Genomic DNA, 21448 nt, shown 5'->3' on the forward strand with positions numbered 1-21448 from the left:
CGCTAGCGCCCGAAAATGCCAACCCGCATCGCCGCCGCCATATCGCCCGGACGGGCCAGCATCGGGCGCTGGAGCCGGATCGCCCGACGGGCAATGGTCGCGAGAACCGCGAACATGAGTAGGGAGCGCGGCAGAGGACGGGTATCGGGCAATTCGTGCGCGAGTGCGAAGGCCGCCTTGCGGTCTTCATCCGAACCGCAATGCTGCGCGAGATCGGCGAGCGCCCACCACGTTCCCGCCGATGCGGCCGCAGGGACCGCCGCTTTCTCGCCCAGCGCCAGCGCCACCGCGGCCCAGCCTTGCCCGCGACCTTCGGCAAAGCTTTGCGCGACTTCGTCGCTCAGAGTGTCGGCGACAAGCAGGGTTTCCCAGCCATCGACCATCGCGCCGAGCTGGCTCGTGCCGCCGTCCCACAATGCGAGGCGTGCCAGCAACGGTTCGCCCTCGGGCCACGCGCTCGGCTCCTCGGCGAACCGGTCGCGCCACCACGCCAGACGCAATTGCCCGGTGATCGGCTCGCTCGCCTGCCGCACCGCATCGGCCAGGCGGCGATCAAGCTCGAACAGGTCGAGCGCGACGGCTCGCGATGCCGCAGGGGCGTAGGAAAGCGCCAACCTTTGCTCTGGCGGAAGGTCCTCAGTCCTCGACGTAGCAGACCTTCTTCGCGGCCTTCACGATGGAGGCGGTGTCCACCAGCGCCATCTGCTCGAGGTTCGCGGCATAGGGCAGCGGCACGTCCGCATTGGTCACGCGCAGTACCGGCGCATCCAGATGGTCGAAGCCCTGCTCCATGCAGATCGTCGTGATTTCCGATGCGATCGAGCAGGTCGGCCAGCCTTCTTCCGCCACGATCAGGCGATTGGTCTTAGCGAGGCTCTCCAGCACCGTCTCGGTGTCGAGCGGGCGCAGGGTGCGCAGATCGATCACTTCCGCGTCGATCCCGGCCTCGGCCAGCTCCTCCGCCGCTTCCAGCGCCAGACCGACCGCGATCGAATAGGACACGATCGTCACGTCCGACCCCTCGCGCACGATCCGCGCCTTGCCGATCGGCAGGACATGGTCGTCGAGTTCCGGCAGTTCGAAGGTGCGCCCGTAGACCAGCTCGTTTTCCAGGAAGACCACCGGGTCCTCGCTGCGGATCGCCGCCTTGAGCAGACCCTTCGCGTCCGACGCGTCGTAGGGGGCAATCACGATCAGGCCGGGAACGCTGGCATACCAGGGGCCGTAGTTCTGGCTATGCTGCGCGCCGACGCGGCTCGCCGCGCCGTTCGGTCCACGAAACACCACCGGGCAGCGCATCTGCCCGCCCGACATGTAATTGGTCTTCGCCGCCGAGTTCACGATGTGGTCGATCGCCTGCATCGCGAAGTTGAAGGTCATGAATTCGACCACCGGCCGCAGCCCGCCCATCGCGGCACCGGTGCCGATCCCGGCAAACCCGTATTCGGTGATCGGCGTGTCGATCACGCGCTTGTCGCCGAATTCCTCCAGTAACCCTTGCGTGACCTTGTAGGCGCCCTGATACTCGGCGACTTCCTCGCCCATCACGAAGACGCGCTCGTCCCGGCGCATTTCCTCGGCCATGGCATCGCGCAGCGCCTCACGCACGGTGATCTTCGCCATGTTGGTGCCGGCGGGAATTTCGGGATCGGTCTTCGCTTTTGCGTCCGATTTCAGACTTTCGGCGCCGCCTTCGGAGGTTTCGGCCTTCTCCTTGGACTTCGCCGGCTTGTCGTCGGACTTCTCTTCCGACGGCGTCGGGGCGGATTCGGGCTCCGCATCGGCATCCTCCCCTTCGCCGATCAGCGTGGCGATGGCGGTGCCGACGGCTACGCCCTCGGTGCCTTCCTCGATCAGAATCTTGCCGAGCGTGCCTTCGTCAACCGCCTCGAATTCCATCGTCGCCTTGTCGGTTTCGATCTCGGCGATAATGTCACCCGCCTCGATCGTGTCGCCTTCCTGCTTCAGCCACTTGGCGAGCGTACCCTCCTCCATGGTGGGGGAAAGCGCGGGCATCTTGAGTTCGATCGCCATGGCTCAATACTCCTCCACCAGAACATCGGTGTAGAGTTCGCTCGGCTCCGGCTCAGGCGAATTCTCGGCGAAGTCCGCCGCTTCCGAAACCTGCGCGCGGATGCGCTTGTCGATCGCCTTCAAATCGTCCTCGCTCTTGCCCTTTTCGATCAGCGCCTTCTTCAGTCGCTCGATCGGGTCATGGTGATCCTTCTGGTCCTGCACTTCCTCGCGCGTACGATACTTCGCGGGGTCAGACATCGAGTGGCCGCGATAGCGGTAGGTATTGCACTCGATCAGCACCGGGCCGTTGCCGCCGCGAACATATTCCAGCGCAATCTCCGCCGCCTTGCGCACCTGCAGCACGTCCATCCCGTCGACTTCCATGCCCGGAATGCGAAACGCAGTGCCGCGGCGGTGGAAGTGCGTTTCCGCGCTCGACCGCTTGCTGGCGGTGCCCATCGCGTACTGGTTGTCCTCCACCACGAACACGATCGGCAGCTTCCACAGGCTGGCCATGTTGAACGCCTCGTACACCTGGCCCTGGTTCGCCGCGCCGTCGCCGAAATAGGCCAGCGTCACGCCGCCGTCCTCGTTGTACTTGTGCGCGAAGGCGAGTCCTGCGCCGAGCGGCACCTGCGCGCCGACGATGCCGTGCCCGCCATAGAATTTGTGCTCGGTGCTGAACATGTGCATCGAGCCGCCCTTCCCCTTGGAAATCCCCGCCTCGCGACCGGTCAGTTCGGCCATGATGACCTTCGGATCGAGGCCGTAGGCGAGCATGTGCCCGTGGTCGCGATAGCCGGTGATCACGCTGTCCTTGTCTCCGTCCAGCGCGCTCTGCATTCCTATAGCGACCGCTTCCTGGCCGATGTAGAGATGGCAGAACCCGCCGATGAGGCCGAGGCCGTAAAGCTGGCCTGCGCGTTCCTCGAACCGGCGGATAAGCAGCATCTGCTCGTAGAAATGGAGCATCTGATCATCGTCGGCGTCGAAGGACGGGTCCTTCTCGAGCGCCTCCTGCAAGGAATGCAGGGCGAAATCCTCATCCTGTTCCGGCGTGGCCGCCTTGTTCTTCGGGGCGGACTTCGCGGACGGGGATTTTGCCAAGGGAGACCTCTCAAACGCTACGGAAGGCTAATCTATGCGTGGCCGACGCTATAATCATCCCACGCGTGCCGGTGCAACGCCCGAAAGGGCCACCCGGGTCCGCATAGCTATGCATGTCAGGGATTGGTGATAGGAAGAATCACTTCGTCGGGACGCACGACATTGAGATTCTTCCGCAGAAGCTCGCTCACCATGTCGGGGTCCGCGTGATCGGGATCGAGCGCGGCAACCTGGCTCTGCAGCTCGCCACGCCGTTCCTCCAGTGCTTCGATCCTGGCCTTGCGCTGATCCAGCAGCCGCGCATTTTCGCCCCATGCTAGCACGCCGTCCGGACCCATCAGGGACAGGCCGGCAAGCGCCAGCAGCACTACAAGAGCCAGCCCCTGCGTAAATTGTTCTCGCGGCAATGCGAGTTTGTGCCCTTCGCGCGTCATCGGAAACGATAGAATCACAACCGGCCTTTCGCATCAAGCGCAAATCGTTGAGGCCGATAGATTTCGCGCCGGATGGAGGGTGCAGCAAACGAGGTGCGCCGCTACCCTCTCTGGACCTTCGCCTCCTTTCCCTCGTTTGACAAACACTGAAGGAAACGGTATTTAGTTTCTATTGAAACCAAATTCGCAGGAGCCCTCTGCATGACTGATCTTTTTGAGAATCCTGCCGGACTCGACGGCTTCGAATTCGTCGAGTTCTGCGCGCCCGAAAAGGGAGTGCTGGAGCCGGTCTTCGAAGCGATGGGGTTCACCCATGTCGCAAACCACCGGTCGAAGGACGTCCAGCTGTGGCGCCAAGGCGAGATAAACCTGGTCGCGAATTACGAGCCGCGCAGTGCCGCCTGGTATTTCGCCCGCGAGCATGGTCCGAGCGCATGTGGCATGGCCTTCCGCGTGAAGGACGCGGCGGCGGCCTGGGACCACCTGATGGAACAGGGCGCGGAACCGGTCCATGTCGAAACCGGGCCGATGGAGCTGACCCTGCCTGCCATTCGTGGCATCGGCGGAGCAATCCTCTATCTGGTCGATCGCTACGAAGGGAAGACGGGCGACAACGACCTGTCGATCTACGACATCGATTTCGAATATCTTCCCGGCATCGAGACGCACCCGAAAGGTGCCGGCTTCCAGAAGATCGATCATCTGACGCACAACGTCTACGGCGGGCGCATGTCCTTCTGGGCCGATTATTACGAGAAGCTCTTCAACTTCCGCGAGATCCGCTATTTCGACATCAAGGGCGAATACACCGGCCTTACGTCCAAGGCGCTGACCGCGCCGGACGGCAAGATCCGCATCCCGCTGAACGAGGAAGCGAAGGGCGGTGGCGGCCAGATCGAGGAATTCCTGCGCGAGTTCAACGGCGAGGGAATCCAGCACATCGCGCTGATCACCGACGATCTCGTTGCCGCGTGGGACAAGCTGAAGGAATTTGGGGTGCCGTTCATGACGGCCCCGCCCGAAACCTATTACGAGATGCTGCCAGAGCGCCTGCCGGAGCATGGTGAACCGGTCGATGAGTTGAAGCCGCGCGGTATCCTGCTCGACGGCACCACGGAGGGGGGCAGCCCCCGCCTGCTGCTGCAGATTTTCGCCGAAGCGCAGGTCGGCCCAGTCTTCTTCGAATTCATCCAGCGCAAGGGCGACGAGGGGTTTGGCGAAGGTAACTTCAAGGCGCTGTTCGAAAGCATGGAGCGCGACCAGATCCGCCGCGGTGTCCTCAATGCCAAAGACGCGAAGTCTGTCGAGAAGGAGCCTGCGGAATGACCGATCAGTCCAACCATCCGGTGAAGCTAGGCGGAGTCCATCACGCGGCCTATCGCTGCAAGGACGCGAAAGAGACCGTCGAATGGTACGAGAAGGTGCTCGGCATGGATTATGTCAGCGCCTTCTCCGAAGATCACGTTCCCTCGACAGGGGAGTACGACCCGTACATGCACGTCTTCCTCGATGCGGGTAACGGCAACATCCTCGCCTTTTTCGAGCTACCCAACCAGAAGGGCATGGGCCGCGACGAGAATACGCCCAAATGGGTCCAGCACCTCGCGTTCCGGGTCCATTCCGAGGACGAATTGCTCGCGGCGAAGGAACATGTCGAAAGCCTCGGCATCGACGTGATCGGCCCGACGCATCACGGCATCTTCAAGTCGATCTACTTCTTCGATCCCAACGGCCACCGCGTAGAACTTGCCGCCGATATCGGTACGGATGAACAGTATGCCGAGCTGAAGCGCGTGGCGATGCCGATGTTGGAGGAATGGAGCGAAACCAAGAAGGCTCCTCGTCACGCCGATTGGCTGCACGAAATCGCGCGCGCGGAGCGCGAGGCAAAGGCCGAGCATTAGAAAAACCGGCGGAGTTCCGCGGGAACCTGGCCCATCGCTCATGCATATTTCCCCGTAACAAAGGGGAACATATGTTAGCCGCGCCTTCGCCGACGCCTACACCCGACACGGTCGATCCGGTCGGTACGCTCAACCACCAACTGGTCGATATGGGCCAGCAGCTTATAAAGGCGTTGCCAAGCATCGCCATCGCACTGGTGATCCTCGTAATCACTTGGGCAGTTGCGCGGATGGCGGTCAAGATCGCCGACCGGGTGACCGGGCGCACCAAGATGCGCCCCAGCCTGCAGGCGCTGGTCGAAACGGTGGTAAAGCTGGCGATCTGGATCGTCGGCCTGATGATTGCGGCTATCGTTGTCATCCCCAGCCTCACTCCCGCCAGCCTCGTCGCCGGCCTCGGCATCGGTGCAGTCGCGATCGGTTTCGCCTTCCAGGATATCTTCGAGAATTTTCTGGCGGGCGTTCTGATCATGGTGCGCGAGAAGATGCGGATCGGCGACGTGATCCAGTGCGAAGGCATCATCGGTAAGGTCGAACATATAACCTTGCGCGAAACGCATGTGCGCAAGCTGTCGGGAGAGGTGACCCTCGTTCCCAATTCGATACTGTTCAAGAACCCGGTCGAAATCCTGACCGACGAGGTGAAGCGCCGCCACGAAGTGGTGGCTGGTGTGTCCTACGACACCGATCTCGATCACGCCGCGGACGTGATCCGCAAGGCGGTTGAAAGCGTCGAAGGCATCGACGTCGAGAAGGGCGTCGATGTGTTCGCGCAGGAATTCAATTCCAGTTCGATCGACTTCAACGTGCGCTGGTGGGCCGGCTCCACCCCCCGCAATATGTGGGAAAGCAAGGACAAGGTCGTGCGCGCCATCAAACGGGCGCTGGACGATGCGGGTATCGAGATTCCCTTCCCCTACATCACCCACACCTTCAAGGAACGGGTGCCGCTGGGCGAAAAGGTCGGTGAGGCCAACCCTAACGCCTGATCGCCAGCGCCGGCGTGTGGCAAAGGGCCGGGTTGAGAAGCCTGGCCCCCTTCCCTACGTCACCTTCGATCCCAGACAGAGCTGACACAGGATAATCGGTTTCGTGAACTATCTGAACGTTCTTCAGAACGAGTTGCAGGGCATGGCCAAAGGTGCCGTCGAGCTGCTTCCCAATATCGCCATTGCCGTGATCGTCATCATTTTGACCTCGATCGTTTCGCGTATCATGGTGGGTATCGCACACAAGCTGACCAACAAGGCGCATATTCGCGAGGACTTGCGCCAGCTCGCGCAGACCCTGACCAAAGTGGTCGTCTGGATCGTCGGCATCCTGCTGGTGATGACGATCATCGTTCCCGATTTCACGTTCGGCGGTGCGGTCGCGGGCCTGGGGGTGGGCGCGGTCGCGATCGGCTTCGCCTTCCAGGATATCTTCGAGAATTTCCTCGCCGGCGTCCTTATCATGCTGCGCGACAAGATGCAGCTGGGCGATTACATCGAGGCGGAAGGAGTCGACGGGACGGTCGAGAAGATCACCCTACGCGAAACCCATATCCGTCAGTTTTCCGGCGAGCTGACGATCGTCCCCAATTCGACGATCTTCAAGAACCCGGTGAAAATCTACAGCGACCGGCCCTTCCGCCGTTTTCAGATTATGGTCGGGGTGTCCTACGATACCGACCTGAAGCAGGCGCGCGAGATCATTACGCAGGCCGTCGGCGAAGTGTCGGGCATCGATCCGGAGCGCGGCTACGATGTCTATATCCGCGAATTCGGCGCCAGCTCGATCGATTTCCTCGTCCGCTGGTGGATCGACACCAAGGAAAACAGCCTGTTCGAGGTTCAGAACGAGGTCGTGCTGCGGATCAAGGACACGCTGGACGAGGCCGGCATCGAAATCCCGTTCCCCTATATCACCCATACCTTCAAGGAGGTGGTTCCGCTTGGGAAGGAACCAGGGACGTCGGTCGAGGACAGCTGATCGTTCGCGAGCAAGTTTGCACGCTGGGAGCGGCTGGTGGTCGCTCCCGGCGCGCTCGATCAAATCAGACCCTCGTCGACAAGTTCGCGCGTCCGCTCCAGAGTCGACAGCAGCGCGGCCTTGTATCCTTCCTCACTGTCGAATTGCACCTGTTCGGCCTGTTCCTCCGGGCCGCCGGGCGCTTTGCCCCGCAAGCCGAGATAGCAGTAGAACCGCAGCTGAAGTGCACCGGCATCGTCCTCGAACAGTTCGTTGACGATCGCACCTTCGCGTGGGCCTGTAGCCTGAAAGAAGGTCACCTTGCGCGCGGGTTCGAGCACGATGATCTCGCGCACATTCTGGCCACCGATCGTCGCATCGCGCACGAAATGGGACGAGCTTTCCTCGGTAACGTCGCACCGCGTACAAAGACCGGGCGGCAGAAAAAGCCGGGCATCGCGCGCTTTGGCTTCGAGGCCTTTCCACACCTGCTCGCGGGTAAGCGTGGTCTGGCCTTGCGGATTCACCGGCACGGTCGCGGTAGAATAGATCATGGTATCGTTCCTTGTTCGAAGAGAGAGTTAGCGGATCAGGCCGCGATCTGCGCGACATGGTCGCGATAGGTGCGTAAGGGACGGCCCAGAATGTCGGTCAGACGGGTGACATCGCCGGGCTCGGGGATCATGCCCTCGGTCTGGAAACGGTCGGCCATCTGGCGCATGTCGTACGCCATCCAGCTCGGCATCGCTTGACGCATATTCCGCTCGAAACCGGCGGTATCATTGCCCGGAAAGACGATCGTGCGACCCAGTACATCGGACCAGATCGCAGCGACTTCGGCACCTGTCAGCGTCTCGGGGCCGACCAGATTCATCCGCGTGGTCGGCAGAGGCTCGGCCGAATTATCACGGCGGATCAGTTCGATCGCGGCGAGTTCACCGATGTCGCGCACATCGATCATGGCGAGACCCTTGTCCCCGATCGGCATCGGATAGACGCCATGTTCGCGCACGATGTCGCGGATCGTGATCTCGTTATCCATGTAATATGCCGGGCGCAGGATCGTCGCTTCGAACCCCATCGCGTCGATCATCCGCTCGACCCCGAACTTGCCGGCGAAATGGGGTACGTTGACGTACACATCGCTGTGGATCACAGACAGGTAGACCACCCGCTTCACACCGGTTTCGCGTGCGACGTTCAGGGTGATCAGCGCTTGGGTGAATTCGTCCGCGACCACCCCGTTCAGCAGGAACAGGGTCGATATGCCGGACATTGCTGATCTCAACGAGTCGACGTCGAGCATGTCGCCACGGACGACTTCGACGGCGTCGGGCAGTTCGGCCTTGGACGGATCGCGGACGAGCGCCCGAACGTCTGCGCCGCGCTTTACCAACTGATCGACGACATTGCCGCCCACATTGCCGGTGGCGCCGGTTACGAGAATGGTCATGGTCTTCACTCCTTTGGGTTGAGCCGTTTGGCATTTCCCGAATTAGTGATCCACGAATGTGCAAATAGCCGCTATATCTGGACGCACTGTCTATCTGGTGAAACGATATGGATCTCCTCGCTCTTGCCGATTTCACTCTCGTCGCCCGCCACGGCGGTTTCGGAAAAGCCGCTCGCGCAACCGGGCGACCCAAGGCGACACTGTCCCGCCGCGTGGGCGACCTGGAGGCGAGCCTCGATCTGCGCCTGTTTGAACGTGGACCGCGTGATCTGAAGCTTACCGAAGAGGGCCGTGCGCTGTTCGAGCGCGGCGGCAGGCTGCTCACCGAGTTGGAGGAAACCACTGCCGAGATCGCATCCGGCGGCGATCGTCCGCGCGGGCGGCTGCGGATCAGCGCGCCGCTGCTCTTCTGTCAGACCGCGATGGGTAAGCTCGCCGGCGATTTCGCGCTGCGCTATCCCGAGGTGCAGCTCGAAGTGACCACCGAGGACCGCGCGGTCGATATGATAGAGGAAGGGTTCGACCTCGTGATCCGGGTCAACCCAGATCCCGACGAAAGCCTGGTCGGCCGGGCCTTCCTGCGCGATCGGTTGGTGGTGGTCGCACCGCCCGGCCTCGATCGTCCAAGGGCCGGAGCGGTAGCCCCGGCGGTAGTGAGGACCGCCGCCGATCGCGCGCCCTGGCGGATGAAGGGTCAATCGCCGAATGCCGCAATCGCAGTCGACCCGGTCCTGACGCTGTCGTCGCTGATAATGATCCGCGACGCGGTGCGGACCGGAGTGGGTGCCGCGCGACTGCCGATATCCCTTGTCAGCCGCGACATCGCCGACGGTACACTCGTCCATTGGGGTGATGCGGACGTGCCCGAGATCGCGCTCTGGACTTTATATCCCACACGCCGCCTGCTGAGCGCCCGTGTGTCGGCGTTTCTAGAGCATCTGAAGCGCACGTTCCCGTCCGGCGCTCCCGAAGAACTGGCGGCCTTCGTCGATAGGTGACCCGGTGCAACCGAGGGCGATCTTGCCGCGCCCGTCCGCCGCGATCAAAAGGAGGCGGTTATGGACGCCACCACGGCAGAACCGGCAATCGAACCCCTTCCGTCTTGCCCGCGCGAAAAATATGGTTGGAGATAGGCGCTGTCCGCAGCCGAGATGTCGGTATCGACATAGGCAAGCGACACCGTCAGCCCCCGGACCGGGATTACGTCGACGCCGAGCATCCAGTCGAAATAGCTGCCCGTAGGTGTGATGCTGGTGCCATTGGGGCCAAGGCCGGAATTACCATCAGAGTAGCCGATATGAGCCTTCAGGCTGACGGGGGTATCGGCCACGCCATAGACCGCATCGCCCGACAGATAGAGGTTGTCCTCCTTGTCGCCCGGGTAATCCGGCAGGCCGGCGGCGGCTGCCGCGCCGGTGAGATAGACCTTGCCGAGCGACTCCTGGCGTGGGGCGTAGGCCACGCCTGCAGTCAGAGAGAGTGGACCCACATCGCCCGACAATCGTGCGAAGAGCTCGGCGAAGTCGCTCACCTGCGCACCGCCCGGATACATGTACCAGACCAGTCCCGTGTCGAGCACCCCCTCGCCGACCGGCACCTTCACCCCGCCGATCAGGTCGAGCTCCATGTTCGGGCCGCCGAACGTGCCCCAGCCGGCCAGGTTGGAGCCCCATGCCCCGACATAGACACCGCTTTGGTGCGAGAGGGTCACGCCGCCCTGCACCGCCATGCCGCGATCGGTCTGGGAGACGCCGCGGAAGCGATAATCGGAAATGAGGGTCGCGCTGCCTGAAACAGACAACGGAGCCGGTTCGTCCGTCTGCTCTGCTTCGGATTGCGGGGCGGCGACCACAGCGGCGGGCTCCCCACCGTCCTGCGCATAGGCGGGGGCGGCAATCACGGCAGTAAGCGCGGCCAGGGTCAGGTATCGCATTGGAAACTCCTCGTCGTGCGACGGCGCACATCACCGCCAGACGGGAACCCCGATCCTACCGATCGGCATGAAATTGCCATGTGAATGGCCACACCGCGGAGTGAAATTCGTATTAAATCGCGACATCGCAAACCCGATTTTCATGCGAATTTAATGCCCCACCCCCCGAACGCCCCGCGATTTTTCATGGCGCGCCGACGCAGGGAAACTCCTGAATGAAGGAGCTTCACGCATGACATTCGATCTCATCCTTGTTGGCCTGGTTGCCCTCGGGCTGCTGGCCTATCTCACTGCGGTCCTGATCCGTCCGGAGCGTTTCTAATGACGCGCGCGACCCTGTTCGAGCGGGCGCTCGTCGTTCCGGCCATTCGGGAATCCTTCACCAAGCTCGATCCGCGAACGCTGGTGCGAAACCCGGTGATGTTTACCACCGCGGTGGTTGCAGCGGCGGCTACGGTCATCCTCGTCCGCAGCGTCGTCGCCGGAGAAGTCGATGTCCTGTTCCAGGCGCAACTCGTTTTCTGGCTGTGGCTGACGGTTCTGTTCGGCAACTTTGCCGAAGCGCTGGCCGAAGGACGTGGGAAGGCGCAGGCGCAATCGCTGCGCAGTACCAAGGAAAGCCTGGTCGCGTTGCGCGTCGGCAAGAGCGGCGCAACCGAAGAAATTCCGGCCACGCAACTGCGGATGGGCGATGTCGTGCTGGTTTCGGAAGGGAAGCAGATTCCTGCCGACGGCGAAGTCGTGTCGGGCGTGGCCTCGGTCAACGAGGCGGCCATCACCGGCGAAAGTGCCCCGGTCATTCGCGAGGCGGGTGGCGACCGTTCGGCGGTCACTGCCGGGACCACCGTCATCTCCGACCGGATCAAGGTGAAGGTCACGGCCGAACCGGGATCGGGCTTTCTCGACCGGATGATCGCGCTGGTGGAAGGGGCCAGCCGGCAAAAGACGCCGAACGAGCTGGCGCTCACCATTCTGCTGACCGGGTTGACGCTGATCTTCCTGGTCGCGGTCGGCACACTGCCGGCCTTCGCTGCGTTCGCCGACGGAGCCATTGCGGTACCAGTACTGATCGCGCTGTTCGTAGCGTTGATCCCGACCACTATTTCCGCACTGTTGTCCGCCATCGGGATAGCGGGGATGGACCGTCTCATCCGTTTCAACGTGCTGGCGAAGTCCGGGCGTGCGGTGGAGGCGGCCGGCGATATCGGTACGCTGCTGCTCGACAAGACGGGTACGATCACCATCGGCGATCGGCAGGCGAGCGAGTTCGTCGCCCTGCCTGGCGTCGCGGAAAGCGACCTGATCGCCGCGGCGCGTCTTTCCAGCCTTGCCGACACCACGCCCGAGGGACGCTCCATCGTGGCGCTTGCGGGGGGTAGCGAGGAAGCGCCGCCGGATGGCGAGGTGGTCGCGTTCTCCGCCCAGACACGCGTCAGCGGCATCGACCTTTCCGGGCGAACGATCCGAAAAGGCGCCGTGGATGCGGTGCTGAGGTTGCACGATTTCCCCGAAGATAAGGTCACCGCGCTCAGGACGATAACCGACCGGATCGCGCAGGCCGGCGGCACGCCATTGGCGGTGGTCGAGAACGAGCGTCTGCTCGGCGCGATCCATCTCAAGGACATCATCAAGGCGGGCATTCGCGAGCGGTTCGTCGAACTGCGCCGGATGGGCATCCGAACCGTCATGATCACGGGCGATAACCCGCTGACGGCAGCCGCCATCGCCGCCGAGGCAGGAGTGGACGATTTCCTCGCCGAGGCGACACCGGAGGACAAGCTCGCCTACATCCGCAAGGAGCAGGCCGAGGGCAAGCTGGTCGCGATGTGCGGCGACGGGACCAACGATGCCCCCGCGCTTGCCCAGTCGGACGTCGGCGTGGCGATGAACACCGGTACGCAGGCCGCGCGCGAGGCGGGGAATATGGTCGATCTCGACAGCGACCCGACCAAGCTGATCGAGGTCGTGGGCATCGGCAAGCAGTTGCTGATGACGCGCGGCAGCCTGACAACCTTCTCGATCGCCAACGATGTCGCAAAATATTTCGCCATCCTGCCCGCGATCTTCGTGGTGCTCTATCCTTCGCTCGGTGCGCTCAACGTCATGGGGCTCGCCAGCCCTTCGAGCGCGATCCTGTCGGCGATCATCTTCAACGCCGTGATCATCCCGGTCCTGGTGCCGCTGGCGCTGAAGGGCGTGAAATATCGCCCCATGCCCGCTGCCAGCCAGCTGCTGCGCAACCTCGGCATCTATGGCGCGGGGGGCGTGGTGGCGCCCTTCATCGGCATCAAGCTCATTGATCTGGCCGTGTCCGGCCTCGGCCTCGCGTAAGCCGCGAAAGGATAAATCATGCTCAACGCAATCCTTACCGTCATCCTGATCGTCGGCGGCACCGCGCTGCTTTGCTGGCCGCTCGGGACCTACATGGCGAAGCTGTTCGGCGGGCAATTCGCCCGCGCCGACGGCCTGTTCGCCCGCGCTGTCGGCGGCGCCCCGGCCCAGGACTGGAAGCAGTATTCTATCGCGCTGCTGGCTTTCAACGCGGTGATGTTCGTATTCGTGTTCGGCCTCCTCGCGCTGCAGCATCTCCTCCCGCTCAATCCTGACGGTCAGGGTGCGGCGAGCCTCGATCTCGTCTTCAACACGGCGGTGTCGTTCACGACCAACACCAACCTTCAGCATTATTCGGGCGAAAGCACCTGGAGTTACCTCGCGCAGCTCGGCGGGCTGATGTGGCTGCAATTCGTCTCCGCGGCGACAGGCATCGCGGCTCTTGCGGCGCTGGCGCGCGGGATCGCGGGGCAGCGTGATATGGGGAACTTCTTCGTGGACGTGCAGCGGGCCGCGTTCTGCGTCCTCCTCCCGCTGGCGATCATAGTCGCAGTCGTCATCGCGCTCGCCGGAGTGCCGATGACGCTGCAGGGCGCGGCGCAGGTCACCACGCTGGAAGGTGTGGCCCAGACGATCGCGCGCGGACCGGTCGCGGCCTTCGTCGCGATCAAGCAACTGGGCACCAATGGCGGCGGCTTCTTCGGCCCGAACTCGACCCATCCGCTGGAAAACCCCGATTTCTGGTCGAACGGGTTCGAGATGATGGCGCTGATCCTGATCCCGATGGCCTGCGTCTGGATGTTCGGGCGCATCATCGGCCGCATGAAGCACGCCGGCGTGGTCTTCGGCGTGATGGCGGTGCTGCTGCTGGTGAAGGTGACCGCGGCGGTCGGGTTCGAAATGGCTCCGACGCAAGCCTTTGCCGGGCTGCCGGTGATGCAGGATGTCGGCAATCTGGAAGGCAAGGAACTGCGCCTTGGTGCCACCACGGGGCCGCTTTGGGCAGCCCTGACCACCTCGACCAGCAATGGCTCGGTTGGCGCAATGCACGACAGCCTCAATCCGCTGACCGGTCTGGTGCCGATGGCGGGCATGTGGCTGAACGAGACCTTCGGCGGCGTGGGCGTCGGCATGATCAACATGTTCCTCTACATCGTCGTTGCGGTGTTCGTGGCGGGAATGATGGTGGGCCGAACGCCCGAATATCTCGGCCACCGTGTCGAGGGGCGCGAAATGCGGCTGGCGGTGCTGGCGTTGATCAGCCACCCGGTGCTGATCCTGGGCGGCACGGCGCTGTTTGCGGCGACGGCGTGGGGCACAGGCACGCTGAACAATGTCGGCGCGCACGGCTTCTCTGAAATCCTCTACGAGTTCAGTTCGGCCGCCGCCAACAACGGCTCGGGGTTCGAGGGGCTGGGCGACAACACCGTGCCATGGAACATCGCCACCGGTCTCGTGATGCTGATCGGGCGTTACCTGCCCATCATCGTTCCGCTCGCCATCGTGGGATCGCTGATGGCCAAGCGCCGCAGCGCGGAAAGCGCGGGCACGCTCAGCGTGGAGGGCAACACGTTCGGGGTCATGCTGCTGATCACCATCCTGATCTTCGGTGCGCTGACCTTCTTCCCCGCCGCCGCCCTCGGCCCCGTCGCCGAACACCTCACGATGATGCGCTGATCCCTGCCAGAAAAGGAACACAACCGATGAACTATCTTCTTCCCTCGCTCCGCCTCTGGCTGGTTACCATTCTCATCTGTGTGGTGGGTTACGCAGGGATGATGCTGGCTTTCGCGCAGACCGTCACACCGTGGCGCGCCGACGGCTCCATCGTGGAGGTCGAAGGGCGCGCGGTGGGCAGTGCGCTGGTTGCGCAGGAATTCACGGTCCCGCGTTATTTCTGGCCGCGCCCCTCTGCCGCCGACTACGACGCGATGGGCGCGGCGGGCAGCAATCTCTCGCCGACCAGCGACGACCTGACGGCCCGGGCGCAGGAAACCATCGCGCGATATGGCGCAACGCCCGCAACCCCGCTTCCGGCGGATCTGGTCGCGGCGTCGGGTGGCGGGCTCGACCCGCATATCTCGCTCGACGGCGCACTCTACCAGGTCGACCGGGTCGCGCAGACACGCGGCCTACCGCAAGCCGAGTTGCGCAATCTCGTTACCTCGCTTGCCTTCGCGCCTGGCGGGGTGTTCGCGCCGGAGCGGATCGTGAATGTGCTCGAACTCAATCTGGCGCTCGATCGTCTTGGGGCATAAACGGGAATCACGCTCATGACCGACCAGCCGCCCGTGAACGATGCCGAACGCTTCCTCCGGCTGGCGAAGCAGGAGCAGCGCGGGCGGCTGACCGTCTATCTCGGTGCGGCACCGGGCGTCGGGAAGACCTACCGCATGCTGCAGGAGGCGGCGCGGCGGCAGGCGGAGGGGGTCGATGTCGTGGTCGGCGTCGCGGAAACCCATGGCCGCAGCGAAACCGCAGCCCTGATCGAACCGCTCGAAGTGCTGCCCCGGCAGACCATTGAGCACCAGGGCCACCGGCTGGACGAATTCGCAATCGACGCGGCACTGGAACGCCGGCCCGGACTGATCCTGGTAGACGAGCTCGCCCATACCAACGCGCCCGGCTGTCGCCATCCCAAGCGCTGGCAGGACGTGGCCGAACTTCTCGTCGCCGGGATCGACGTGGCGACCACGATCAACATCCAGCATATCGAGAGCCTGAACGATGTCGTCGCTGGTTTCACCCACGTCCGAGTGCGCGAAACGGTGCCCGACAACATCCTCGATCACGCCGAGATCATCGTCGTCGATTTGCCGCCCGAGGCGCTGATCGAGCGGCTTGAAGCAGGGAAGGTTTATCTGCCCGACACCGCCGGTCGGGCGCTGGCCAATTTCTTCACGCCGACGAAGCTTGCGGCGCTACGCGAGATGGCGCTGCGCTTCGCCGCGCGCAATGTCGATCGCCGCCTGACCGAACAGCTGGAGATGAGCGGCGAACGCGACAGCGATGTTGCCGGCGATCGGGTGATGGTCGCCGTCAGTCCGGGCAAGGGTGGCGCGCGTGTCGTGCGGCAGGCGAAGCGGATCGCCGACATGTTCCATGCCCCATGGACGGCAGTCGTGGTCGAAAGCGGCAGTGCGCGCGCCGTGCGCGGCAGCCAGCGCGAACAACTGGCGGACAATCTCGCCCTCGCCTCCTCGCTCGGCGCATCGTTGATGACTGTCGCCGCAACAGACATCGGACAGGCGCTGATCGATCACGCGAAGGAATTGCGGGCGAGCCAGATCGTGATCGGAAAGAGCCGGCGCGGCCGCTGGTTCGAATGGCGTCACGGCTCCATCGCACAGGACGTGATCCGGCGCTCCCAGGGCGTGGCCGTGCATGTCGTGCCTCTGGATGAGGCCGACGAACGGCCCCATCGGGCTCGCGACGCCCACCCCTATCGCGATCCGCTGATTGCGCTGGGCCTCGTCGCGGCAACGGTAGGGCTTCTCCAGTTCCTTCCCAGGCAGGTTTCAGCGGGAGCGATCGATCTCGTCCTGCTCGTCCCCGTCATCCTTGCGGCGACGCAACTACGCATGAGCGGGGCGCTGTGGGCTGCCGTTTGGGCCGCCCTCGCCTACAACTTCTTCTTCACCGAACCCTATCACACGCTCGATATCTACGGCACGGAGGATATCATCACCTTCGCGGTGCTGGGATTGGTTGCAGCGGTCATCGGTGCGCTGGCGGGGCGTATACGACGCCAGGCGGAAACCAATGCCGGCGTCGCGCGTCTGAATGCCGCGCTCGCGCGGTTCGCCGGCCTGATGGGCTACCTTTCCACCAAGGAAGAAACCGCGCAGACGGCATGCGATGAGATTTCCGGCCTGCTCGATGTCGAGGCGATCGTCGTAACCGTGGAAGAGGGACAAGTGATCGTGCGCGGCAATGCGAAATACCCCTCGCTCGACATGGTAGAGGAAGCGGCAGCGCATTGGGCGCTGGAAAAGGGCGAGCCGGCGGGGCGCGATACCGGCACGCTCAACGCGTCCGACTGGCAATTCCATCCGCTGAAGACGTCGCTGGGCATCATGGGCGCTCTCGGTATCGCACGCCCCCTCGAAAGCCGGGTCATCCGACCCGACGACGCGACCTTGCTCGCCTCGCTGGTGGACCAGACCGCGCTCGCGCACGAACGGCTCGTACTGGAAGCGCAAGCGCGCCAGGTCGACACGCTGCGCGAGCGTGACCGGCTTCGCGGAGCGCTGCTCGGCAGCATCGCCCACGACCTGCGTACCCCCCTGACCGCGGTCATTGCCGCGACCGAAGCCATCCCGGCGGAAGGCAGCTTCACCGAGGAAGTGCGAATCGCCCGCACTGAATCGCGCAGGCTCCAGCGGTTCCTCAACGATCTGCTGGAAGCGTCGCGGATCGAACATGGGACCATCGAACCCAGCTGGGAGAGCGTCGATCTGACCGATATCGTGACGGCAGTGCTGCGCGACCTGCGCCAGGATCGCGCCGACGCACGGGTCCAGACCGCTGTCGATACGGACTGTCCGTTGATCCGCAGCGATTCACTCCTCCTGCGCCACGTGCTGATCAACCTGCTCGACAACGCGCTCAAATTCTCACCGTCGGACAGCACGGTTACGGTGGAACTCTCCTGCGAGGAAGGAGAAGCGACGTGCCGCGTGCTCGACCGCGGGCCCGGGCTCCCGGCCGAGCACGCGGACTTGTTCGAGCGCTTCCACCGGCTGGAAGGCAGCGACCGGGCGGGTGGATCCGGCCTGGGCCTGTGGATCGCGAAGAACTTCGCCGAGGCCGTTGGCGGCACTATCGCGGCGCATAACCGCGAAGGGGGCGGCGCGATATTCGCCGTCAGCCTGCCGCTTAACGCCAAGAGAGGGGCCGCGGCCGATGCGTAGCGATGTCTTGATCGTCGACGACGAGCCCGCCATCCGACGGCTGTTGACGGGCGCCCTCGACCGGAGTGGCATCAGCCATCTGGAGGCGGGAACGGCGGGCGAGGCGTTGCGCCTTGCCGCTGCGCTGCCGGCGCCATTGGTCGCCCTGCTCGACCTCGGCCTGCCCGACCGCGACGGGCTGGAGATAGTGCCGCAGCTTGCCGGTTACGGACTGGCGGTGGTGGTCCTCACCGCGCGCGATGCGACGCAGGAAAAAGTCGCGGCCCTGGATCTGGGCGCCGACGACTTCGTGACCAAACCGTTCGATAGCGAGGAACTGCTCGCACGTGTCCGCTCGGCCTTGCGGCGCAAGGCAGGCCCCCTCGCCGACGCATCGGCGCGCGAGTTTTCGGGCGGACGGATCGATCGGGATCGCCACCGCGTGACGATGGGCGACCGCCAGATCGACCTCACGCCGCGCGAATTCAACCTTCTGTGGGCGCTCGCCGATCGACCGGGCCGGGTAATCACGCACGAAACGCTGCTCGAAACCGTGTGGGGCCCTGCCCACCGGCAGGATCTCGATTATCTGCGCGTCGCGATCCGCGCGCTGCGCCGCAAGATGGAAGTCGATCCCTCCAACCCAAGGCTGATCGTGAACGAGCCCGGCGTCGGCTATCGCCTCGCGGTTGGATAGCGGCCAGCAACCTGCGCTTCGCGGTTGGTCTTCGGCAATTCCTTATCCTGCTCGATCTTCGCCAACTTCCGGTGGCGCTTCGTCGCACCGCGGACCCAAAACCGAACGGAAATGGTGCGCCCGACAGGATTCGAACCTGTGGCCCCCAGATTAGGAATCTGATGCTCTATCCGACTGAGCTACGGGCGCGCCGTCGGGCGGTTTATAGAGGAGCGGCGCGCGAGGCAACGGCGCTGATATTAGTTCAACTCGTCGGGCTCTGCCACGGGAAACGGCAACGGCGCGACGGAGATGCCCTCGTCGAGCAACTCTTTCGCTTCCTGCAAGGTCGCCTTGCCGTGGATCGTGGCAAGGTCCTTCTCGCCGTAATGCATGGCCCGGCTCTCCTCCGCGAACGACGTTCCCACCCATTTGCTTTGTGACAATGCTTTGGCCTGGGCGGCCGCTAGGGCGCGCATCGCCTTCTCCACCGCAGGCGGTATCGCCCGGTTGCTCATGACCGTTTCGGAGCCACTGGATGCAGGGTCGCGCGGTGCCGGGTCCTGCCGGTTTCCCTTGGCCGGTATCGCGGGGGCCATCGGTGCCTTGCGTACCGCAGCGCTGTCGCATTCCGGGCAGGTGACGAGGCCGCGCTCCAGCTGATCCTCGTATTGCGATGTCGAGGCGAACCATCCCTCGAACCGGTGAGAACCGTCGCAAATAAGGTCGAATACGATCATGGTCGCGCGGCTGTAGAGAGATCGCGCCGGTTGGCAAGGCTCGGCACCTGCGCCCGCACGTGATCGATGCGCGCCGGATCGATTTCGGCAAAACCCAGCCCGGGTTCTTCGCCGCCCATGTCGAGCAGAACCTCGCCCCACGGATCGATCACCAGACTATGGCCGTAGGTCCGGCGACCGTCGCCATGCTCGCCGACCTGCGCGGTGGCGACCACATATGCGCTCGCCTCGATCGCCCGAGCCTGTTGGAGGATGTGCCAATGCGCCTTCCCGGTCGGGACCGTAAAGGCTGCGGGGATGGCGATGACGTCGCATCGCGCGGAGCCCAAGGCGTCGAACAGCGCTGGAAAGCGAATGTCGTAGCAGATAGCAAGGCCGAGGCGCCCGATCGGCGTCTGCGGCACGGTCACCACGGTATCGCCCGGCCTGTACGCGTTCGACTCGCGCCAGCTTTCGCCATCCGCGAGATCGACGTCGAACATGTGCAGCTTGTCGTAGCGGGCGACTATTTCACCCGCCGGGTCTAGGACGAAGGACCGATTGACCCAGCGTCCCTCCCCCGTATCGAGAGCGACCGAGCCCAGCGCGATCCATAGTCCGTGTCGCGCGGCGGCCTCGCGCGCGGAGGCCAGCGTGGGATCGTCATCTTCCGATCGGATGGAGGAGGCGGCACGCTTTCGATCGCGATCCAGCATCCCGGTCATTTCGGGCGTGAAGAGCATAGCGGCTCCCTCGTCCGCTGCCTGCGCCGCACGTTCCGTCAGGTCTTGGGCGTTGGCATCAGGATCTATACCGGATGTCGCCTGCCATAGCGCGATGCGGGCCATTCAGCCCGCGAGCATTGCGTCGAGCTTCCCGGCGCTTTCCAGTGCGGCAAGATCGTCGGACCCGCCGACATGCGTATCGCCGATGAAGATTTGCGGCACGGTCGAGGCGTTCGGCGCGCGCTCGCGCATCTCGTCGCGCTTCGGCCCGCCCATGGTGATGTCGAACTCTTCGTATTCGACGCCCTTCTGATCCAGCAGGCGCTTGGCGCGCGAACAGAACCCGCAACCGAACTTGGTGTAGATATCGACCTTGGGGGTGGACATAAGGGTATTCTCCTTGGTGTTGCGCGAGTCTTGAACGGTGCTGTCGCGCTTCCTAAATTCAGCCCGGAAACCAGTGCCGTACCGGGCTGTGTTTCCATCAATGCCGGGCAGGTGCCGGACGTTCCGGGCCCGCCCATTAGACGATCGCTCTTTTGGAGGATTTAGACATGGCACGTATCGATTTCACCCCCTACCGCCGCAACACCGTTGGTTTCGACCGGTTGTTCGACTTGCTCGAAACCCAGGTTCGCCAGGGCGGCAATTCCGACAACTATCCCCCGTTCAACATCGAGAAGCGCAGCGAAGACGATTATCGCATCACGCTGGCGCTTGCGGGCTTTCGTCCCGGCGACATCGACATCACTGCCCAGCAGAACCTGCTGGTGGTCGCGGGCCGCAAGCGCGACGAAGAGAACGAGGGCGAAATGCTGCATGTCGGCATCGCCAATCGCGGGTTCGAACGTCGTTTCGAACTGGCCGATTTTGTGCGCGTCGATAGCGCCGACCTGGCCGACGGGCTCCTGACCATCGATCTGGTGCGCGAAGTGCCCGACGCGATGAAGCCGAAGAAGATTGCGGTGAACGGCCAGAAGCCGTTCGACGTCATCGACGGCTCGGGTGACAACGAAGCCGACGCCGCCTGATCTTTCTTACCTGGCTTCGATGAAGTCACCGATGCACCCGCTCCGTTCCGACGGGGCTGGCGTTTTACTTTTCGATCGGTAACAGATTTCGAGGAATTGGGGCGGCTCCCGAAAGAACCGCCCCGCGGCCGAAGCCGCCCTGATCGGGCAAGAGTCGTCCGGGTCGCAGAAGACGATTCTTGCCCGGATCAAGCCTTTAAGTCGAAATTGCCGCCCGGGCCCCAAGGGCTCGCGTCTTTCATGACCGGAAATGACAAAAAGATAAAGGGCCCCTTGT

General features: G+C 63.6%; 22 protein-coding genes and 1 tRNA gene. 12 read left to right on the forward strand and 11 right to left on the reverse strand.

Translation table 11 applies throughout. From position 1 onward, the window contains the following. Window positions 1–2 precede the first annotated feature (2 nt). The 4 genes from MKP08_RS11000 to MKP08_RS11015 form a co-directional block, all read right to left on the reverse strand. Window positions 3–614 carry a hypothetical protein gene (locus MKP08_RS11000; protein WP_241553862.1) on the reverse strand — a complete coding sequence of 204 codons (612 nt, stop codon included), beginning with the start codon at window positions 612–614 and terminating at the stop codon, window positions 3–5. Window positions 615–636: 22 nt separating this feature from the next. Then, window positions 637–2034 carry a pyruvate dehydrogenase complex E1 component subunit beta gene (locus MKP08_RS11005; RefSeq protein WP_241553863.1) on the reverse strand — a complete coding sequence of 466 codons (1398 nt, stop codon included), beginning with the start codon at window positions 2032–2034 and terminating at the stop codon, window positions 637–639. 3 nt (window positions 2035–2037) lie between these two features. Next, window positions 2038–3123 (reverse strand): pyruvate dehydrogenase (acetyl-transferring) E1 component subunit alpha, encoded by a 1086-nt coding sequence (pdhA, locus tag MKP08_RS11010; RefSeq protein ID WP_241553864.1) that lies wholly within the window; start codon window positions 3121–3123, stop codon window positions 2038–2040. Between the two features lie 116 nt (window positions 3124–3239). After that, the gene (locus MKP08_RS11015; RefSeq protein WP_241553865.1) at window positions 3240–3557 is read right to left on the reverse strand and encodes a septum formation initiator family protein; all 318 of its coding nucleotides are present in this window, start codon (window positions 3555–3557) and stop codon (window positions 3240–3242) included. Between the two features lie 201 nt (window positions 3558–3758). Here MKP08_RS11015 and hppD point away from each other — a divergent pair, with 201 nt between their 5' ends. The 4 genes from hppD to MKP08_RS11035 all read left to right on the forward strand — a co-directional run bounded on the left by hppD (window position 3759) and on the right by MKP08_RS11035 (window position 7432). Then, on the forward strand, window positions 3759–4883 hold the full coding sequence (hppD, locus tag MKP08_RS11020; RefSeq protein WP_241553866.1) for a 4-hydroxyphenylpyruvate dioxygenase: 1125 nt from the start codon (window positions 3759–3761) through the stop codon (window positions 4881–4883). Beyond that, complete coding sequence (locus MKP08_RS11025; protein ID WP_241553867.1) at window positions 4880–5461, forward strand: VOC family protein; 582 nt, start codon at window positions 4880–4882, stop codon at window positions 5459–5461. Before hppD ends, MKP08_RS11025 begins: the two co-directional genes overlap by 4 nt. Window positions 5462–5532: 71 nt before the next feature. Further along, entirely contained in the window at window positions 5533–6450 is a 918-nt protein-coding gene (locus tag MKP08_RS11030) for a mechanosensitive ion channel family protein (protein WP_241553868.1), read from the forward strand. 103 nt (window positions 6451–6553) lie between these two features. Next, window positions 6554–7432 carry a mechanosensitive ion channel family protein gene (locus MKP08_RS11035; protein WP_241553869.1) on the forward strand — a complete coding sequence of 293 codons (879 nt, stop codon included), beginning with the start codon at window positions 6554–6556 and terminating at the stop codon, window positions 7430–7432. 59 nt (window positions 7433–7491) lie between these two features. Here the strand turns inward: MKP08_RS11035 and MKP08_RS11040 are convergent, their stop codons facing one another. Together MKP08_RS11040 and MKP08_RS11045 are read right to left on the reverse strand one after the other, a co-directional pair. Beyond that, window positions 7492–7965, reverse strand: coding sequence for an AtaL-like protein (locus tag MKP08_RS11040; protein ID WP_241553870.1), 474 nt, complete (start codon window positions 7963–7965; stop codon window positions 7492–7494). A 35-nt stretch (window positions 7966–8000) separates the two neighbouring features. Then, a complete protein-coding gene (locus MKP08_RS11045; RefSeq protein ID WP_241553871.1) occupies window positions 8001–8864 on the reverse strand; it encodes an SDR family oxidoreductase in 864 nt (287 codons plus the stop codon). A gap of 107 nt (window positions 8865–8971) precedes the next feature. On the opposite strand from MKP08_RS11045, the gene MKP08_RS11050 reads away from it, so the two are divergent. Then, window positions 8972–9862 carry a LysR family transcriptional regulator gene (locus MKP08_RS11050; protein WP_241553872.1) on the forward strand — a complete coding sequence of 297 codons (891 nt, stop codon included), beginning with the start codon at window positions 8972–8974 and terminating at the stop codon, window positions 9860–9862. A 44-nt stretch (window positions 9863–9906) separates the two neighbouring features. Here MKP08_RS11050 and MKP08_RS11055 read toward each other — a convergent pair whose 3' ends face one another. Beyond that, window positions 9907–10797 (reverse strand): TorF family putative porin, encoded by an 891-nt coding sequence (locus MKP08_RS11055; RefSeq protein WP_241553873.1) that lies wholly within the window; start codon window positions 10795–10797, stop codon window positions 9907–9909. A gap of 232 nt (window positions 10798–11029) precedes the next feature. On the opposite strand from MKP08_RS11055, the gene kdpF reads away from it, so the two are divergent. From kdpF to MKP08_RS11085, 6 genes are read left to right on the forward strand one after another with little or no spacing between them, the layout of a single operon-like run. Next, window positions 11030–11119: a K(+)-transporting ATPase subunit F gene (gene kdpF / locus MKP08_RS11060; RefSeq protein ID WP_215228156.1), complete on the forward strand. Its 90-nt coding sequence runs from the start codon at window positions 11030–11032 to the stop codon at window positions 11117–11119. Next, complete coding sequence (gene kdpB, locus MKP08_RS11065; RefSeq protein ID WP_241553874.1) at window positions 11119–13128, forward strand: potassium-transporting ATPase subunit KdpB; 2010 nt, start codon at window positions 11119–11121, stop codon at window positions 13126–13128. Before kdpF ends, kdpB begins: the two co-directional genes overlap by 1 nt. 18 nt (window positions 13129–13146) lie before the next feature. Then, window positions 13147–14805 carry a potassium-transporting ATPase subunit KdpA gene (kdpA, locus tag MKP08_RS11070; RefSeq protein WP_241553875.1) on the forward strand — a complete coding sequence of 553 codons (1659 nt, stop codon included), beginning with the start codon at window positions 13147–13149 and terminating at the stop codon, window positions 14803–14805. Window positions 14806–14831: 26 nt separating this feature from the next. Continuing rightward, window positions 14832–15386 (forward strand): potassium-transporting ATPase subunit C, encoded by a 555-nt coding sequence (locus MKP08_RS11075; protein ID WP_241553876.1) that lies wholly within the window; start codon window positions 14832–14834, stop codon window positions 15384–15386. 15 nt (window positions 15387–15401) lie between these two features. Further along, window positions 15402–18041, forward strand: coding sequence for a sensor histidine kinase KdpD (locus MKP08_RS11080; RefSeq protein ID WP_241553877.1), 2640 nt, complete (start codon window positions 15402–15404; stop codon window positions 18039–18041). Next, window positions 18034–18717 (forward strand): winged helix-turn-helix domain-containing protein, encoded by a 684-nt coding sequence (locus MKP08_RS11085; RefSeq protein WP_241553878.1) that lies wholly within the window; start codon window positions 18034–18036, stop codon window positions 18715–18717. The genes MKP08_RS11080 and MKP08_RS11085 overlap by 8 nt, the downstream gene beginning before the upstream one ends. A gap of 112 nt (window positions 18718–18829) precedes the next feature. On the opposite strand, the gene MKP08_RS11090 is transcribed toward MKP08_RS11085, so the two are convergent. The 4 genes from MKP08_RS11090 to grxC all read right to left on the reverse strand — a co-directional run bounded on the left by MKP08_RS11090 (window position 18830) and on the right by grxC (window position 20527). Next, window positions 18830–18906: transfer RNA gene (locus tag MKP08_RS11090), tRNA-Arg, on the reverse strand. Window positions 18907–18956: 50 nt separating this feature from the next. Beyond that, window positions 18957–19436 carry a DUF1178 family protein gene (locus MKP08_RS11095; protein ID WP_241553879.1) on the reverse strand — a complete coding sequence of 160 codons (480 nt, stop codon included), beginning with the start codon at window positions 19434–19436 and terminating at the stop codon, window positions 18957–18959. Then, the gene (locus tag MKP08_RS11100; protein ID WP_241553880.1) at window positions 19433–20263 is read right to left on the reverse strand and encodes a carbon-nitrogen hydrolase family protein; all 831 of its coding nucleotides are present in this window, start codon (window positions 20261–20263) and stop codon (window positions 19433–19435) included. The genes MKP08_RS11095 and MKP08_RS11100 overlap by 4 nt, the downstream gene beginning before the upstream one ends. Beyond that, a complete protein-coding gene (gene grxC, locus MKP08_RS11105; RefSeq protein ID WP_215228148.1) occupies window positions 20264–20527 on the reverse strand; it encodes a glutaredoxin 3 in 264 nt (87 codons plus the stop codon). Window positions 20528–20694: 167 nt separating this feature from the next. On the opposite strand from grxC, the gene MKP08_RS11110 reads away from it, so the two are divergent. Continuing rightward, window positions 20695–21171: an Hsp20 family protein gene (locus MKP08_RS11110; protein WP_241553881.1), complete on the forward strand. Its 477-nt coding sequence runs from the start codon at window positions 20695–20697 to the stop codon at window positions 21169–21171. Window positions 21172–21448: the final 277 nt, after the last annotated feature.

The organism is Erythrobacter sp. LQ02-29 (assembly GCF_022576075.2).
In the GTDB taxonomy this organism is placed as follows: domain Bacteria; phylum Pseudomonadota; class Alphaproteobacteria; order Sphingomonadales; family Sphingomonadaceae; genus Alteriqipengyuania.

Bases quoted from the DNA above. Each gene is read 5' to 3' on its own strand.
- MKP08_RS11085 (WP_241553878.1), top strand. From the start codon at position 18,034: ATGCGTAGCGATGTCTTGATCGTCGACGACGAGCCCGCCATCCGACGG.
- MKP08_RS11050 (WP_241553872.1), top strand. From the start codon at position 8,972: ATGGATCTCCTCGCTCTTGCCGATTTCACTCTCGTCGCCCGCCACGGC.
- MKP08_RS11025 (WP_241553867.1), top strand. From the start codon at position 4,880: ATGACCGATCAGTCCAACCATCCGGTGAAGCTAGGCGGAGTCCATCAC.
- kdpF (WP_215228156.1), top strand. From the start codon at position 11,030: ATGACATTCGATCTCATCCTTGTTGGCCTGGTTGCCCTCGGGCTGCTG.
- kdpA (WP_241553875.1), top strand. From the start codon at position 13,147: ATGCTCAACGCAATCCTTACCGTCATCCTGATCGTCGGCGGCACCGCG.
- hppD (WP_241553866.1), top strand. From the start codon at position 3,759: ATGACTGATCTTTTTGAGAATCCTGCCGGACTCGACGGCTTCGAATTC.
- MKP08_RS11110 (WP_241553881.1), top strand. From the start codon at position 20,695: ATGGCACGTATCGATTTCACCCCCTACCGCCGCAACACCGTTGGTTTC.
- kdpB (WP_241553874.1), top strand. From the start codon at position 11,119: ATGACGCGCGCGACCCTGTTCGAGCGGGCGCTCGTCGTTCCGGCCATT.
- MKP08_RS11030 (WP_241553868.1), top strand. From the start codon at position 5,533: ATGTTAGCCGCGCCTTCGCCGACGCCTACACCCGACACGGTCGATCCG.
- MKP08_RS11095 (WP_241553879.1), bottom strand. From the start codon at position 19,436: ATGATCGTATTCGACCTTATTTGCGACGGTTCTCACCGGTTCGAGGGA.
- MKP08_RS11055 (WP_241553873.1), bottom strand. From the start codon at position 10,797: ATGCGATACCTGACCCTGGCCGCGCTTACTGCCGTGATTGCCGCCCCC.
- MKP08_RS11005 (WP_241553863.1), bottom strand. From the start codon at position 2,034: ATGGCGATCGAACTCAAGATGCCCGCGCTTTCCCCCACCATGGAGGAG.
- grxC (WP_215228148.1), bottom strand. From the start codon at position 20,527: ATGTCCACCCCCAAGGTCGATATCTACACCAAGTTCGGTTGCGGGTTC.
- MKP08_RS11080 (WP_241553877.1), top strand. From the start codon at position 15,402: ATGACCGACCAGCCGCCCGTGAACGATGCCGAACGCTTCCTCCGGCTG.
- MKP08_RS11075 (WP_241553876.1), top strand. From the start codon at position 14,832: ATGAACTATCTTCTTCCCTCGCTCCGCCTCTGGCTGGTTACCATTCTC.
- MKP08_RS11015 (WP_241553865.1), bottom strand. From the start codon at position 3,557: ATGACGCGCGAAGGGCACAAACTCGCATTGCCGCGAGAACAATTTACG.
- MKP08_RS11100 (WP_241553880.1), bottom strand. From the start codon at position 20,263: ATGGCCCGCATCGCGCTATGGCAGGCGACATCCGGTATAGATCCTGAT.
- MKP08_RS11045 (WP_241553871.1), bottom strand. From the start codon at position 8,864: ATGACCATTCTCGTAACCGGCGCCACCGGCAATGTGGGCGGCAATGTC.
- MKP08_RS11040 (WP_241553870.1), bottom strand. From the start codon at position 7,965: ATGATCTATTCTACCGCGACCGTGCCGGTGAATCCGCAAGGCCAGACC.